Source organism: bacterium, assembly GCA_035505375.1.
Classification (GTDB): Bacteria; Hydrothermota; Tepidihabitantia; order Tepidihabitantales; family Tepidihabitantaceae; genus UBA2258.
Genome location: DATJQV010000057.1, coordinates 40,159 through 55,850, shown reverse-complemented (window position 1 = coordinate 55,850; position 15,692 = coordinate 40,159). Strand labels below are relative to the sequence as shown.

The following is a 15,692-nucleotide window of genomic DNA, read 5'->3' as shown; positions in this document are numbered from 1 at the left end:
TAGCCATGCACGAGAATACAGCAGAGAAAACAGACTTAACTCACTCATCCGCAACCACTAGCCGCGCTCACTTTCAACGGCATTTCCGCCACGCTTGCCTTATACGTCTACAAGACGCCAAGACGGATTTCGTGGCTATCTGCTTACTGTTTGGGGCGTTAGGCTTGTAGCTCACGAATCGACTCCCCCACCCAGGGGATTACCCCCAGGATAGCTTAAGGGATTGGTTGGGACATAGCCCGACGGGTTATCTCCGCCGCAATTCCCAGATGAACTTCCTCCGCAACTCGCCGGGTTGGTCTACCGGTTACTCTCCTGCTAGCTTTCCCGGTTAGTCTGCCCGTTGCTCCACCGGTTCTCCTCCGGGTTGGTCGGACCGTTGCGGTCTGGCTAACTCCGCGGGTTGCCGTCCTCGTTGCTCTCCCGGTAGTTTCCCGGGTTGTCTCGGCCGTTGTCTTCTCGGTTGCTCTGGAGGTTGCTCCCTCTATTGCTCGGCCGACTCCGCTGTAAACGAGGGGTGGACCGCCAAGGTCTCCAAGTACGCCAAGGGTTCTGGAACCGGAAGAACGGGAATTGTCTTGAGCGATGGCCAATAGGGACAGTCCGCCGGAGCACTTCCGTCAAACTCAACGCCGTGCAGTCCCCGTCTTTCGCCTGGCTCGATCGGCAAGGCGGGCGGGGCTTCGCTGCAGGCCCCGCCCGCAGTTTCGTGAGGGTAAGCGCTAGTGTTTCCCGCAGCAACGATGTTGCCGCGTGCCGCGGAAGTCGTAGGTTATTCCTTCGCACAGGCTGCGCGCCAGGTCGCCGTAGGCCTCTTCTTTGTCCTGGGCGTTGAATGAGAAGTCGTCGCCGGATTTGTCGACGCCGGCAACCGTGCGTTCGTCCCGCGCGGAGTTGCTCCAGAGGGTTGCGCCGGTCGCGGTTTCGACCAGCTTGGCGGTCAGCCGGGCGTTGACCTTGGCCGCGACGCTGGCGTAGCCGGGGCCGAAGGCGCAGCTCGGGTTGACGCCGGATACGTCGAGTTCACCGGTGAAGACCGTCTTGAGGTTGTACTTGTCGCCGATAGCCTTGAATGCTTCCGGGCCGAGGCGGCTCTGACTGACCGCGGCGAGCACGGTCGCCTCGTCACCGAGTTCAACTATCTTGATGTCGGTCTGGTCCTCAGTGACCGCCTCGATGAATTTCTGGGTGACGAGTCCGGCCAGTTCGCCCTTGGTGCTGGTGGCGAACTGGATGAGGCCGATTACTTCACGCGGGTGCAGGTCGATGGCGGGCTGTACGTAGACCCGGGCGCACGCGGCGAAGAGCAGTACGGCGATGCAGACCAGCAAGCCGGAATGGAACCGTCCGGAGAGGATTAACCGCAGATTACGCAGATGACGCAGATGGTGTCCAGTCACGGAGAAAGCAGACATCCACAGATTACGCAGATTGGCCCCAGACGTAGAGCGGAAGGACAACCGTAGATTAGGCAGAATCGGTTTCATCTCAATCCTCCTTACTTCGGACAATACGGAGTTCACCATAAAGTCACCAAGGCGCCGAGAGCAGACCGCAGGAGGCGCTCCTCACCCCATACCCTCTCCTCGTCGAGGAGAGGGAGAGCGAAGCGAAGGTGAGGTGGTTCGCTGTTCTCAAGGCCTCGTTGCTTTCTCATCAACCGTGATGATTTGGTCGAGCTTCACGTTCTTGAGCACGACTGTGCTCTTTGGGCCGAATCGCACTTCGACCGTAACCGGCGATGCAACATTGGCGAAGCCGAAGTGTTGGACCAGCGAGTTTTCGCTCATGGTCCCTTTACCGCCTTCGACCTCGCGAATCTGACGGTTCTTGCCCTGTGTGACCGTCACCCGCGCGCCGATGCCGGCCCGGTTTGCCTTGTGTCCAATCACGCGCACTTCCAGCCAGTGGTTTCCATTCTGGGTGTCGTTGCGGAAGAGGCGGACGCCGGAGCCGGAGCCGACTACGAGGTCCATCTTGCCATCGTTGTTGAAGTCGGCAAAAGCGCAGCCCCAGCCGTTGAACACGCGCGTGCCGGAGTTCCAAGTCACGTCCGTGAAGTGAGGAGGGGAGTCGGGCTTGGCAGGAGTAGAGTCAGAAGAGGGTGAGTGAAGCTGGTTGAGGTAGAGGAACGAGCGGCGGCCTTCGTAGATTGAGGTGATGTACAGGTCAAGGTCGCCGTCGTTGTCCACGTCGGCCCACGCCGGGTCGGAGTGGGTCTCCTCGTAGCGGATGCCGGAGGCGGCGCGGACGTCCGTGAAGGGAGGAGAGAGGAGGGAGTGGAGAGGAGTTGAGGATCCCGAACCGGGGCCAGGGGCGGACGATCCGAGCTGGTTGTGGTATAGCATCGAGCGGTTGGAGAATTCGATGTAGCGCGGGTGGGCGAGGTTGCCGCAGAAGAGGTCGAGCCAGCCGTCGTTGTCGTAGTCGCCCCATTCCGAGCCGATGGTGTGGCCGTAAGCGCCGTTCACTTCGTCTCCGGCCACGCCGAGTTGGGCCGCGTCATCGGTGAAGGTGGAGTCGTGGTGGTTGACCCAGAGCAGGTTCTCGCAGAGCCGGTAGTCCGAGACGTAGCAATCCGGGTAGCCGTCGTTATTGTAGTCGCCCCAGTTGACGCCACGTCCGGCAAGGTCAATGCCGTAGGGCGGGATAATGCCTGCCTTCTTGGTGACGTCGGCGAAGTATCCGTGCTGGTTCTGGAATAGCTGGTCCGGATAGTACGTGTGCTTCTCCCAGTTTTCGTAATTGGCGCAGTAGAGGTCAACCCAGCCGTCGTTGTCGAAGTCGGCAAACCCGGCGCCTTCGGTCGGGTACATGTTGTCAGGTCCTCCCGCACGGTCGGAGAGTTCGACGAACTTGCCCGAGTCGTTCTTGTAGAACCGGGCACCGCCTTCTGCACCGGCTACGTAGAGGTCAAGCCAGCCGTCGTTGTTGAAGTCGGCGAACAGCCCGCCACGGCCGTTTGCTTTGCTTAGGCCCACGGAGTCGGTGACATTTGTGAACCCGCGGCCCGAGTCGTTGCGGAACAGGACGCAGCCGTTGAGGAGCAGGTCCTGATAGCCGTCGCTGTTGTAGTCGCCCCAAGCCACGCGCGACTCGTGGCGGTCTTTGAGCCCGAACGAGTCGGTAACGTCGGTGAATGATGGCCCCGTGAAGCGACAACCAACGAGGCGCCATTTCATGCGGCCGCGCCCGGAGTCAGCGCGCAGGGACCAGTAGTTGCGTGAGTCGCCGGCGTCCTGTGCTCTCGCGTAGGCGACCGAGGCCTCTGAACTGTCGCCTTGCGCTTCCTTGATTTCGCCTAGCAGGCAGTAGAACGGGCCGGGTGTGGCTTCCTGCTGAGGGTCCCAGCGAAACTCGCTTATGGCCTGTGTGACCGAGGTTTCGGCTTCAGCCAGCCTGCCCTGAAGCTTGAGGGCCTCGGCCAGCGCGAGCAGAGCGGAGCCGCGCAGGGGTGGGTATTCGATGTCCCACTGTTGCTGAGGCTTGTTGGGCGACTTGGTGGCTCTCGGTTGCCACTCGATGGCCTTGCGTGCACAGGATTCGGCTGCCTTGGGATCGAATCTGAGGCGGTCGAAGAGGGCAGCAGCGTAGCGGTAGCGGAACGGGTCAGTAGGGTCGTCTTGAATCATCTCATCGGCGTCGGCGCGGAGCCCGGCAGTGTCCTTGAGTCCGAACCGGGAGCTGAGCAGGAAGGTGTAGAAGGTCTGACGCCATTCGGTTCTGGGCAGCCGGTCAAGGAATCGGCGGATGATAGGGATCTTGAGCGTGTCGTTGGTCCAGACCGGTTCCAGCGAGTCGTAGAAGGCGTTGCCCGTAACTTCGTAGGCGCGCGGTGAGAAGGGAAACTGCTCCATCATGAGCCAGCCGACCTTCGGGGCAAGCGACGTGTCGGACAGGCTGAAGCCGTCCCACGCAAGGGTCAGCGAGCGAGCGGTGGTCTCGGCGAGGAACGCGGAAGCCTCTTGGGCGATTTGCCTCTTCGTGGCGGCGAGTTTGAGCGAGTCCTTCTGGTCTCGGTTGTACAGCGCGCCCCAGCGACCGTCAATGGCCGAGTCGCAATTCGGACTCTGCACAAGTACCCGGTTCCACCAGGCAAGGCTGGAGTCGAACTTGTGCCAGTGGTCGTACACCCGGGCGAGGTTGATCTCGTCCTCGACATCGGCCGGGTCGCGTGACAGACGTCGGTGATAGTACTGCACTGCCGAGTCGTAGTCGCGGCGAGCGAGGAATGCGTGCAGGTCCGGCTGCGGGACCACGCTCATTATCGCGGAGAGAAGCAGAATCGCGTTCATTTGTGCCTCCTGTCGATCCGGCTATCTCAGACTTGGTACGGAATGGGCCGATGAGTCGGCCGGCCTCAACGGGTATCCAAGCACGCTGTCGACCTCGCCGAACCAATCCGGTTCCTGCCGCTCAGCCGCGAGCCGCTCGATGCGGCGTTGCCGGGACAGGGAGTTGAAGTCGTCGGCAAAGGCAGCCGCGTTGGAACGCGAACCGTTGTAGAACCGCCAGAACAGCACGCCGATAATCACCGACGCGCTCACCCAGTCGCCGCTCTTGGCCGCGGCGGTGGCCCAGGCGAGCGAACCGGCGTTCACAGCGAAGGCCAGGAGCCCTTTCGCCGGTTGCCCGGCGTATACCTCACCGGAACCGGGCAGGAGCGTGGACATCGCTGCGGCGAGCGTGGAGTTGCGGCTCGGGCCATGGTCGGAGGACCGGATTACGCCGGCCACGTCCTGCATGCCGGCAAGGTCGTAGCTTCTTGCCGCGGATGCGACATCGCCTTCGTGCAATTGGAGCCAGCCCATTGCCGACTCAAGCTTAGCCCGCCGGGCCGAGTCGCGCGTGAAGACAAGGATGTCGGAGAGTTCGAAGGCGGCAAGGTCGTACCGCTTCGCGCGGGCGTAGTAGCCGGTCATTGCGGCATGGGTCGGTTCGGACAGTTCCGGGCTGCTGCGCGCCGCCTCCTGCAGTTCCTCGGCCGCGTCCGCCAGTTGAGACGCGGCTGCGAGGCTGAGTCCGAGCTTGAAATGCACTCGGCCGGCAAGGGCACTGTCGGATTCGTTGAGCCATGATAGGCGTTTGAACTCCTGCACGGCCACGTCGTTGAAGCCATGCTTGAGCAGCGAGTCTCCCAGGGCCATTTCAGCGATTGGCGATTGGTGATTGGCGATCGGCGATTGGGAGAAGAGGACGAGAAGCAGTATCATTGGCGGCCGGCGGTGGCTGTGTCACGAGGCACCGAGTCGAGTAGCGCCCGATAGTCCGGCTCCAGCGGGATGAGGCCAAACAGAGAGTCGGCGCGCTGGACGTAGCGGCGCTCCTGAAGCCGGTTGTAGTCGCGGGCCGCGATGTTTGCCCCGTAGACATTGCCCGCATAGAACAGAGCGGTGATGGCGCCGATGATGGATACCTTGACGTACGTCGGGTCATACTTGCCGTGTTCCTCAGCGAACCACCAGGTGACGATGCCGGCCCCGGCAACGGTCAGGAACGAGTATCCTCCGTCGCCGGCTCGGCCCGAGTAGATTTGTCCCACGCCCGGGATGACCGCAGAGAGCAGGGTGCTTACGAGTCGGGAGCGTCGTCGAATGGCGCGTCCATCCATTGAGGACAGTTCGTCCTCGGCCGCGGTCGATTGCCCCGCGCCACCAGCCGGCTTGAGCAGAGACGCGCCGTCGGCGAATCGGTGTTGCCGGAAGTATGTCCAGCCGGATAGGTCCCGGGCCTGTCGCGAGAGGGGAGAGGAAGTGATTGAATCGAGAACAGCGCGTGCTCCGGCATAGTCGGCCTCGGCGAAGCAGGCCCGGCCGAGCCCGTAGTACTTGAAGTCGTGTGATGATGGATATTCCAGGTCCTTGAAAGCGTGACGCGCCGCCGGAATGTCCCCGTCCCGCAGGTACGACTCAGCCGCCATGAGCCCGGCATAGGCGCTTACGCCGGGCGAGCCCGACGCGAATCTCACTCTCAGGTACTCTGCCGCAGCCAGCTGATAATCGCTTGAAGAGTACAGAAAGTCGGCGAAACTCAGGTTCGGAATCGGGGGCGTGTTTCTGCCTCCGGTGCTCTCTTGAGCGGAACCCGGCGACGCCGCCACCAGGAGCCCCGGCTCGTCGGCCGGCTTGCGCCATGCGAGGTGGTTCTCCACCGGGTCAGGGATTCTGCCGTTCACAACGCCGCCCGTGTAGTAATTCCCGTAGTACGCCCAGACTTCCGGGTTGTCGCGCATCAGGCGGTCGGCGCCTATGAATACGCCCGGAAAGAATCCCTGTGATTTGATTGCGGCTTTCATGAACTGCGAGCACGTGGGTTGGAAGTTGCAGACGTTCTGGCCCTGCAGCGGCGAGAGCACCGCCTTGTAGGCATTGATCATCCACTCGCCGGAGACCGATAGCGGGTCATAACGGGCGGCGCCGGTGCAGACCAGCCAGAGAACGACGAAGATGGTTCTTGCCAACTTGCGTCAGTATAGTCCCATGCCGCAACTAGTCAAACCCATGGCGACTTGATTCCGTGGCCGCCGGGGATACACTCAGACAGATGCGTCTCCTGCCGGGCCGGCTTCACCGAGTCATATGCGCTGCCTAGTCACCGGTGCCAACGGGATGCTTGGGACTGATCTGGTGCAATTTCTTCGCCACCAGAATGAGGAGGTCATCGGCTGGGATCTGCCCGAGCATGACGTCACCGACGTTGAGAAGACCATCAATGGCATTCACCAGGTTGGCCCCGACGTCGTGTTCCACCTCGCTGCACGGACTGACGTGGACGGCTGCGAGGACGATGCGGGCGGAGCGACCAGCGTCAACCTTCAAGGCACCTGGGCTGTGGCGCTTGGCGTTGAGGAGCTCAGCCGGAAAATGGTCTACCTTTCGACCGACTACGTCTTCGACGGCCGATCCAGGCGACCCTACCGCGAGAACGACGCCACCAACCCGCTCTCCATCTACGGCCGGACCAAGCTGATGGGCGAGAACGCGGTCACGCGGAGCTGTCGCCGCCATTTCATCGTACGCACGAGCTGGCTCTACGGCAGGTACGGCCGAAACTTCGTTGACACTATACGTGAGAAGTCGCAGCAAGTTCCAAGAATAGAAGTGGTTAGCGACCAAGTTGGGTCGCCGACCTATGCGCGTGACCTGTGCCGGCCATTGTGGGATCTTGCCCGTTCCAAGCACTTCGGTCTCTACCACGTGACAAACTCCGGCCAATGTTCCTGGTTCGAACTCGCGACGGAAGTGGTGAAGCTCTCGGGCGCAAAGTGTGAAGTCGTACCGATTGACACCGCCACGGCTGCCAGACGGGCGCCGCGGCCGGCATTCTCCGTGTTGGAGAATCGCAACTTCAAGCGCCGATTCGGGAGGGAACTGAGACCTTGGCAGGAGGCATTGGCAAACTACATCCAGGGCAAGGACGCAATCCCTTCTGCTTCCTTGCTTGCACCATCCGGTAGCTCGGGTCACAATGAAGGGTAAGTAGCCTGAGCTCGCGGACGACTGCATTTTCCCCGGTTGATGACAGTCCCTACTGGCGTATTCCGATGTTGGCGGAGGAGCACCGTAACATATCCGCCTCAGAGATCGAGTCACCATTCGCTTGACGTACCGGCCACTCGATGGGGTCGGACGCGCTGCATCGCGGAATTGACTGAGTTTCCTGACAACGTATAATTAGGCAAGATGGCTGAGCTAGTTCTATCGGTACCGTCAAGTAGTATCGGCGTCTCCGGTCCGTTGACATGAACTTGTCGTTCCTGCCAATACGCTGAACACGGCGAACATATGGGGCGCATATACGCTGTATGCGGTTGTTCTGGAGCCGGAAAGACGGCGTTCCTCCGGGCTCTTCAGAAGATGCGTCCACAGCGTCTACAACTCTTGTGCAGGACCACGTCTAGACCCAGACGGCCGAGAGAACGGGACGGAGTCGATTACCACTTCGTACCTAAGGCGGGCTTCCTGCGCAAGATACTGGCGGGCGACTTCGTACACATCGAGGAATATGAAGGGTACTACTTCGGGATCGATGCCCGCCACATCATAGAAGCCATACACTCGGTTGATGACGGGATCATCATGTCTGGCACATTCGGTGCCTCGAAGCTCAAGGCCACCTACGGCGCGAATATCGCGACGGTGTTTGTTCACACGGGGACGGTGGATGAGCTCTTTGATCCGAGATGCTTGGAGAGTGACTTCGCTCCGAACGTCGAACTCCGGCGAAGACTCCGAATGAAGGTGGCTGACCGGACGTTCAGCAGCCAAGAGTACGGAAGCGCGACTCCGTTGCAGTTCATCCGACGCCGGATGCAGCTGAACGTGCTCGACTTGGCCTTCATTAACGGTCGGCACAGGTCGGGTGAGCCGCTGACAGTAATCGAGAACACGCGTGATTGTTTGGACAGCGCGGTCGCGCAGTTTCTAGAGATGCGCGGTTCGTCACCGGTTTTTGTACCGCATCCATACGTCAATCCGAACCTGTGCTTTGTACTCATGCCCTTTCGACCGCAACTCAAGCCAGTCTACGACCACATGCGCAACGCGCTCCGGGAGGTCGGACTGGACGTGCTGAGGGCGGACGGCATATTCTCAAACAGGCCGGTCATGGATGACATTGTGCTCGCCCTGCGTAATGCAAGAATCGTCGTTGCGGATCTGACGCGTGGCAACCCGAACGTCTTCTACGAGACAGGAATATGCGTCGCGATGGGCAAGGAAGTAGTTCTCATCACGCAGGACGATGAGGTTCCGTTCGATCTCATGCACCTTCGGCACGTACTCTACAAGTCCACGCCCCAGGGCATGAGCGTGTTTGAGCGCAGGCTTGTTCAGACCGTCCTGACTGCGTTGGGCTTGGCTCATGACAAGGGCGGGGCAGCCGGGCAAGGTCCGCTGTGATGCCACATGCAGGATAAGCCTCGGCAACCAAGGCTGGCGGTTGACTGCATAGTCCTTGTGGACGGCAAGGCGCTCGTGATTCAGCGCAAGTATACGCCTCTTGGTTGGGCCCTTCCCGGTGGGTTTGTGGAATCTGGCGAGAGCGTCGAAGCCGCAGTTAGGCGGGAGGTCAAGGAGGAAACTGAGCTGGATCTTGAGAATCTGCGGCAGTTCCGTGTCTACTCAGCCCCGGGACGGGATCCGCGTGGGCATGTGGTGTCGGTCGTGTTCACAGCCCGCGGAATCGGGAAGCCCAGGGCTGGGGACGATGCCGACCGCTACCGCTTGATTGATCTAGACGCAATAACCGAAACCGAATTGGTCTTCGACCACGCGGAAATACTGAGAGACTTCCGGGAATCCGGCGCGCGATCCATGCCGGGACAGAAGGACATGACCGATTCCGCCGAGGAGTCGGACCGTGTCCCAGCCCCAAGCGTCGTCGCGATTCCTCGCCGATAGATGCCCCGCTAGGTCTCTCGTCTCGTAGCGGCGGGCTCGCCTGGACAGACACGGCCGACGGCCCGGCGACAAAGCACGCCTCCGAGCGCCCTTGGCATCGACCCGCAAGAAGTCATCGAAGTCGCCACGGAAGTTCTCCTGCAAGTCCCCTTACAGGTGGCGTCGCAAGTTGACCTGCGAGCCGTGATGCGATCCGGCTGGGAAGTCGTATTTGCAGTCGTGGAAAGGGCCTGACCGCAATTCGCCTTCCGAAGAGACTCGGTAGTCGCGGCGCAGACCGGCCGCGGAAACGCCGAGGAATTCCACCCGCCAGCCTCCATCAGAACCCCGCCGGGTGTCGCCCTGGTAACCACTCCGGGGACGGTTCCCAGGTTGATCGGCAGGACGTCTTCTTCGGTCTGCTTCCTTAGTGTTTCGTCCCCAACGTGTGGCGTTACATTGAGTCATGAGGTCAACACGGAGGAAGGGAGGATGCCACGGCAAATCGCACTTGGATAACCATGCTGCTCTGCGGAAGCCCGTGCCTTTGGCCGTGTCTGCGATGGCTGCCCATGGCGCGGCTGCCTCGCAGACACGGCTACAACCTTCTTCCACATCTTTCGATGATACTCTCGGCTGCCTCTGTGTACTATCTGCTGTCTGCTGTGTACCGAATGCTGTATGCCTTGTGCTTGCCTTCAAGCCATCCCGCTCGAATCTTCGTGAGTGCACTTGCCGCAGTCGCAAGAGCGGACACGAAGGGATGGGAGGAGAGATGGAAGGAGATCTGGTAGCTGTCCGGTTCCGGCCTCACGGTCCATTCCGCCGTGTCAGGTCTCCGGTTCTGCTCGGCAAGCTGCCATGTGGCACCGGCAAACCGAGGCCGGGTCGTTTCGGGAAATCGGCGAGTCGAATGGGCACGTGTTGTCGCTGGATACTCGCGCAGCCGACGCGCGTTCTCCCGCCGGCGACTGGTACCGCCACGGCTTCGCTCACGCGCGATTCTGGCAGCGCTTGACATGCGGTTCTGCGGGCGTATAGTCACTGCCGAAGGTGAATCAATTCCGTCATGACTTGAGGATTTGGAGTTTGGTAATGTGGAGCTTGTCTGAAAACCAGCCCGTCGCACGCAGACACTAGCGTCTGTTGTGATACTGTCTCGCGCTACACCCAAACAATTGTGGCCCGAAGCCCGTGTGAGCGAGTTTCGGGACTAGCTCTGTGTGCCCAGAAACCCCGAGGCTCTTGGGGACTGAGGGCCGGCTCCGGTCTAGCAGAGTCGATGAGAGGATTATGTTCCTCATGTCATCAATACAGATCGCTAGGATGAGTCTGTGCTGATCAAGGACATCCTACGGGACCCGATTGCGGCGAGGCGGTACATGGAACGATACGTGAATGATGGGTCGCCCAGCGGGTTTACATGGATGTACAACACGTCGGTTATGACTAATCCAAGGGGTCCGGCCACAGCCTTCAACCTCTACGCCGCGAAGTTCGCCAAGGACATGCTTTCCGATTACGGGGACATTCCCGGCTTCTTCGGCGACGCTGAAATCCTATTGCACCCCGACATGGCGGAGAACGAGTTGGTCACGTCCTGCTGTGAATCAATCCGTGTTTCAGATTTCTGCGTCTTGCCGACCTCCAGTTCAAGAACTGTCGAGATCCTCAACCCAGATCGGCCCGGGTACGTCAAGCTGAACTACAAGGGTCTGATAGGCAGGATTGACCGGCAGATCACGCGCAACCATGCGATTTCCAGTGTGGAACTTACAGAGATCATCAGGAAAGCCGTCCAGGCCAGCAAGCTGCCAAGGCAGTTTCTGTTCCTAGAAGAGCCCGGAGCCAGAGTCGTGTCATTGCCAACCAAGACAGGCAAGTATGAGTGGGGGATGGTGTACCGTGAGGCCACACCTTTCCCGCGTCCGAATAAGCTACACGTCGGCGTGCCTGCTTTCTCTCTGTTCTCAAAGGACATCAAGCACGAAGAGGACCCTCCGCTGCTGGTCCAACTCGTGAATTCGCAGAACAAGGCGCCCGACGATTACCTATTCGAGTCCATTATCTCACCACTCATTGTTTGCCACTTTGAGCTTCTCCTTAACTGCGCCTTGGAGCTCGAGTTCCACGCCCAGAATGCCCTGATAGGACTGAATTCAGACTGCATGGTGGTGGGGATAGTAATCCGTGATTTGGAGTCGGTCGACAAGGACCTGTCTTTGGCTGAGGACTTGCACATCAATGCTGAATTTCGCAGCGCTCCCTACAAGTGCATCCAGCGAGGGCAGTACAACTACAACATCAAGCACAGCTTCATGTTCGATTTCAAGCTAGGCGAGTACTTCATCACACCGTTGATCGAGGTCATTAGACAGCACTTCGGTGTGGACTCCAGCGCAATCATTGAGAGGACAAGAGAGCTCAGTCGCAGCTATATCAGCAGACTGCCGCCTTTCTTCTTTCCTGCAGACGGCAACTGGTACTGCTACGAGAACATCGTCTTGGATAGGACCAAGAAGCGGCCATATCTCGCAAGGGCAAACCCGAAGTACAGGTGACAAGTGATCATCCGCCCAAGATGAACGCAAAGGGTACGCGGTCAATGCCTGTCACCAGGCATGGCTGCGATCCGGACCGGATTTGACGGACTGGAGGGCCAAACATGCAGAGTCAGAGGCTTGTACTAAGGAACGGACTCGTTCGCGCCAGCGGAGATGTCCTAGGTCGTCGCTCGGTTGTATGCGAGAACGGTATCATCTCGGCCATTGTCGAGTCCAGCGATCCCTGCAAAACCTCGGGCTCAACAATTGACTGCTCTGATCTTGTCGTCATGCCCGGCTTCATCGAGCTTCACGTACACGGAGGCGGCGGAAGGGATTCGCGTGAGGGGACTGCGGACGCGATCAGGGTGATGGCGAGCACGTACGCGAGATTCGGCGTGACGTCACTGCTGATCACTCTCACGAACCTCGGCGATGAGAACCTAAGACTCAGTTGTCATTCGATAAATGAGGTCATGCAGGCCCCCACCACAGGCGCGAACATCCTCGGCATCCACATGGAGGGCCCGTTCCTGAATCTGAAGTACAAAGGAGGAATATACGGGAACGGCCTTTCTCTTCCTTCAACACAGGTCGTTGACAGATGCCTCGACTTTGCTGGTGGAGCCCTTAGGATAATGACCCTGGCGCCGGAGCTCAAAGGGAGCAACAAGGTTATCGACCGTCTTCTCCGCGCAGGCGTAGTCGTGTCTCTAGGGCACAGCGGTGCCACGTACGATCAGGCCGTGAATGCGATGGCCACGGGATGCAGACATGTGGCGCACCTATTCAATGGTATGGCGTCTATTACCGGAAGAGACCCGGGGCTCGCTGGAGCGGCACTTTGTGATGACAGATGCAGCGTCGAGGTCATCGCCGACGGCCATCATGTAGCAGCCGCCAACGTGCTTGGCATTATGCGTCTGAAACCACGTAGCAAGGTCTGCCTTGTGACGGACGCGTGCAAGGCGGCGGGCACTGACATGGATGGGTTCGACAACCCCAGCGGTTTCAGGGTGGAGATACGGGACGGGAGAACGTGGGGGCCCAAAGGAAAGCTCGTCGGCAGCGTGTTGACGCTCGACCAGGCAATCCGCAATGTTCTCTCATGGTCGAGCTTGAGCATGACTGACGTTCTTCCAATGGTGACAGCAAATCCGGCCAAAGAGCTGAATCTGTACCCCCAAAAGGGGGAGATCGCCGTTGGCTCTGATGCGGATATCGCAATCGTGGATGCTGACGGCCGAGTGGCCTATACTATCATCGGGGGAAGCGTGGCGTACGCAAGGGGAGGGGGGCAGGTAGAGAGGGGCTGTTGAGCGACCCCTGTTTGGGGCTGACCTGAGGCCGCATGCAGAAGCGGCCGTCAGCAACCGCTGCAGTAGCGTCACTTGCACCGGTGTCATTCTGACGGCTTCGTTGATGAAATGCGGAGAGCCGTTTCTACGACGGCCCACAGTCACTTCTTGGCGGCCGGACTCAGGACGGGATTCGCCGGTCGCGTGGGCTGACCGCTGGCGGCCTGCGGCCATACATTGCAGAATCAGGCCCGTGGACTGCGAATTGCTGGACTCTAGCCTCGGTCGTCGTCCCATTACAGTTTGACGAGTGTCAATTGCTCCGACTGGTCTGTGGTCAGCGGTTGGTTGCTAGCGGTCTGCGGTCGACTGTCTGTGTTCCGGAGAAATCACGCCGGATACGCGTCGAGCTGCATCGCCCACTTGCGGAGAGCTTCCATTCGCGTCTTGTCGTCCTCGGCCAGAACCAGAGGTCTCCCACGGCAGTCGATGATGACCCCCACGAGACCGCCCTCGACCTTCGCTTCATGTGCCTTGCCGGCCCCGGCACCGACGTCGAATCCGCGCTCGGGGCTGATGGTTGCCTGAGCGGATTCTCCCACACCCAACGGCAGGATGGCGATGTTGCCGAACTCAACCCGGGCCTCCATCTCTTTCCCATCCGCCTTGACCACCTTGACATGCACGCAACGGCCGCCGTCCTTGCCCTCACCGACCGGCGCGATGCAAGTGCCGAGGTGAATCAGGCAGTCCTTCTCGAAGACTTCGTAGGCCGCCTCAGGATGGACTTCGGTCAGTACGCCAAGGTGCGGCATCATGAAGATGGAGTCGACCGTCAGGCGCGTCACGCCCTCAGGCTGGAATGCGTCCATCGTCATCATCGCTGACTGGACCCGGCGCGGTGCGTGGGAGAGCGCGCCGCCGGAACCGACGACGAGGTTCAGGTCCATCATGCTTACGAGTGTCTCGCCGGTACGCGACTGCGCGAAGGCGTCGGAAATCGTTCGTTCCTGCTGCACGCCCTTGAGTCCGACCGCCATCGACTTGTGATGGACCAGGGCCAGCCTCAGCGCTTCGCGGGCAATGGCCTGCTCCAACTTCAGGTCTTCGAGGGTTGAAGGGATGGTGGTCGGTCGAATCATCTTGTTGCGGATGCGGTTGCGGACCTCGGCGGCCGACATTTCCATCGGCAGCCAGCGCATGATGTTCTTCTCGCCGGCCTCAGCCAGCACATTGGATATCGAATACGACATGCCGAGGTTGGCGGAAACCGTGCGATTGAATACGCCCTGGAACACGCTGAACACGTCGGTCGTGGCCCCGCCGATATCGACGCCGAGAACGGCGATGCCCTGGGACTTGCCGATGTTCTCAATCAGGAGCCCGACCGCGCCCGGGGTGGGCATGATGGGCACATCGGTCCATTCCATCAGCTTCCGGTAGCCGGGGGCGTGCGCCATGACGTGTTCCATGAACAGGTCGTGGATCTTGTTGCGCGCCGGCCGCAGGTTCTCCCGCTCGAGCACCGGCCGGATGTTCTCGACCACCTCGATGGCACTCTTGTCGCGCAGAGTCTTGAGCACCAACTCGCGTGCGTCCGTGTTGCCGGCGAAGATGACCGGCAGGTTGTAGCCGACGCCGAACCTCGGTTTGGGGTCGGCGGCAGCGATGAGCTCTGCCAGCTCGACGACGTGTGAGATGGTCCCGCCGTCGATGCCGCCGGAAAGGAGAATCATGTCCGGACGCAAGGTGCGGATGCGTTCAATCTTCTCGTGCGGGAGTCGACCGTCGTTCGACGCGATGACGTCCATCACGATGGCGCCCGCGCCTAGCGCAGCCCGCGCCGCACTCTCGCCGCTCATTGTCAAGACTACCCCGGCAACCATCATCTGCAGGCCGCCGCCGGCCGATGAGGTCGAGATGTAGACGTCGGTGCCTTCCTTGTCGCCCTTCTTCGGTTTGATGATGGTCTCGCCGTCCAGCAGCTTCACGCCGGAGAGCTCTTCGACTTCCATCACGGAGTTCAGCACGCCGCGGGTCACGTCCTCAAACGGCGCCTCCACCGTGGTCGGCGCCTCGCCGCGCGTACTGAGGCGGTACTCGGTGCCGCGCTTCTCAATCAGGATGGCTTTGGTGGTAGTCGATCCGCAGTCGGTAGCAAGAATCCTGGTAATCTTATCCTTTTCGATCACTTCTGCCATCCTCCAATTTCTCTATCTTCTGAATCAGCGCTTCGACATTCGCCCGGTCTTCCAGCAGGGCCGATACCTCATCGTACTGCCGGAACGGGAAGATTGTGGTTACTATCGGCTGAAGGAAGACCATCAACTGTGATCCGACGAACGACAGTGGTTTGCTGGATTCAAGCATCACCACCGCGACCGGCGTCAGCCTCAGGTCCACGACCTTCTGCGCTATCTTGGTCAGGATCTCATCACTTCGTTCGGCGGATATGTCGGAAGCGAACATAA

General features: G+C 60.2%; 11 protein-coding genes. 5 read left to right on the top strand and 6 right to left on the bottom strand.

The window, feature by feature from the left end; translation table 11 throughout:
- Positions 1-722 precede the first annotated feature (722 nt).
- From VMH22_09285 to yidD, 4 genes are all read right to left on the bottom strand, one after another.
- Positions 723-1,487 carry a hypothetical protein gene (locus tag VMH22_09285; protein ID HTW91889.1) on the bottom strand — a complete coding sequence of 255 codons (765 nt, stop codon included), beginning with the start codon at positions 1,485-1,487 and terminating at the stop codon, positions 723-725.
- A gap of 147 nt (positions 1,488-1,634) precedes the next feature.
- Positions 1,635-4,295: a CRTAC1 family protein gene (locus tag VMH22_09280; GenBank protein ID HTW91888.1), complete on the bottom strand. Its 2,661-nt coding sequence runs from the start codon at positions 4,293-4,295 to the stop codon at positions 1,635-1,637.
- A 21-nt stretch (positions 4,296-4,316) separates the two neighbouring features.
- On the bottom strand, positions 4,317-5,213 hold the full coding sequence (locus tag VMH22_09275; GenBank protein HTW91887.1) for a hypothetical protein: 897 nt from the start codon (positions 5,211-5,213) through the stop codon (positions 4,317-4,319).
- Positions 5,210-6,460 carry a membrane protein insertion efficiency factor YidD gene (gene yidD / locus VMH22_09270; protein ID HTW91886.1) on the bottom strand — a complete coding sequence of 417 codons (1,251 nt, stop codon included), beginning with the start codon at positions 6,458-6,460 and terminating at the stop codon, positions 5,210-5,212. Before yidD ends, VMH22_09275 begins: the two co-directional genes overlap by 4 nt.
- A 118-nt stretch (positions 6,461-6,578) precedes the next feature.
- On the opposite strand from yidD, the gene rfbD reads away from it, so the two are divergent.
- From rfbD to nagA, 5 genes are all read left to right on the top strand, one after another.
- Positions 6,579-7,478 (top strand): dTDP-4-dehydrorhamnose reductase, encoded by a 900-nt coding sequence (gene rfbD / locus VMH22_09265; GenBank protein ID HTW91885.1) that lies wholly within the window; start codon positions 6,579-6,581, stop codon positions 7,476-7,478.
- A gap of 306 nt (positions 7,479-7,784) precedes the next feature.
- On the top strand, positions 7,785-8,900 hold the full coding sequence (locus tag VMH22_09260; GenBank protein ID HTW91884.1) for a hypothetical protein: 1,116 nt from the start codon (positions 7,785-7,787) through the stop codon (positions 8,898-8,900).
- A 6-nt stretch (positions 8,901-8,906) separates the two neighbouring features.
- Positions 8,907-9,401: an NUDIX hydrolase gene (locus tag VMH22_09255; protein HTW91883.1), complete on the top strand. Its 495-nt coding sequence runs from the start codon at positions 8,907-8,909 to the stop codon at positions 9,399-9,401.
- Positions 9,402-10,714: 1,313 nt separating this feature from the next.
- On the top strand, positions 10,715-11,941 hold the full coding sequence (locus tag VMH22_09250) for a hypothetical protein (GenBank protein ID HTW91882.1): 1,227 nt from the start codon (positions 10,715-10,717) through the stop codon (positions 11,939-11,941).
- Between the two features lie 104 nt (positions 11,942-12,045).
- Positions 12,046-13,242, top strand: a complete 1,197-nt coding sequence (nagA, locus tag VMH22_09245; protein ID HTW91881.1) for an N-acetylglucosamine-6-phosphate deacetylase — start codon at positions 12,046-12,048, stop codon at positions 13,240-13,242.
- A 368-nt stretch (positions 13,243-13,610) separates the two neighbouring features.
- Here the strand turns inward: nagA and VMH22_09240 are convergent, their stop codons facing one another.
- Together VMH22_09240 and VMH22_09235 are read right to left on the bottom strand one after the other, a co-directional pair.
- Positions 13,611-15,422: a glutamate mutase L gene (locus tag VMH22_09240; protein HTW91880.1), complete on the bottom strand. Its 1,812-nt coding sequence runs from the start codon at positions 15,420-15,422 to the stop codon at positions 13,611-13,613.
- Positions 15,397-15,690 carry a hypothetical protein gene (locus tag VMH22_09235; protein HTW91879.1) on the bottom strand — a complete coding sequence of 98 codons (294 nt, stop codon included), beginning with the start codon at positions 15,688-15,690 and terminating at the stop codon, positions 15,397-15,399. Before VMH22_09235 ends, VMH22_09240 begins: the two co-directional genes overlap by 26 nt.
- Positions 15,691-15,692: the final 2 nt, after the last annotated feature.

Coding starts and splice junctions, on each gene's coding strand:
- VMH22_09285 (HTW91889.1), bottom strand. CDS start 1,487: ATGAAACCGATTCTGCCTAATCTACGGTTGTCCTTCCGCTCTACGTCT.
- VMH22_09280 (HTW91888.1), bottom strand. CDS start 4,295: ATGAACGCGATTCTGCTTCTCTCCGCGATAATGAGCGTGGTCCCGCAG.
- VMH22_09275 (HTW91887.1), bottom strand. CDS start 5,213: ATGATACTGCTTCTCGTCCTCTTCTCCCAATCGCCGATCGCCAATCAC.
- rfbD (HTW91885.1), top strand. CDS start 6,579: ATGCGCTGCCTAGTCACCGGTGCCAACGGGATGCTTGGGACTGATCTG.
- VMH22_09260 (HTW91884.1), top strand. CDS start 7,785: ATGGGGCGCATATACGCTGTATGCGGTTGTTCTGGAGCCGGAAAGACG.
- VMH22_09255 (HTW91883.1), top strand. CDS start 8,907: ATGCAGGATAAGCCTCGGCAACCAAGGCTGGCGGTTGACTGCATAGTC.
- nagA (HTW91881.1), top strand. CDS start 12,046: ATGCAGAGTCAGAGGCTTGTACTAAGGAACGGACTCGTTCGCGCCAGC.
- VMH22_09240 (HTW91880.1), bottom strand. CDS start 15,422: ATGGCAGAAGTGATCGAAAAGGATAAGATTACCAGGATTCTTGCTACC.
- VMH22_09235 (HTW91879.1), bottom strand. CDS start 15,690: ATGTTCGCTTCCGACATATCCGCCGAACGAAGTGATGAGATCCTGACC.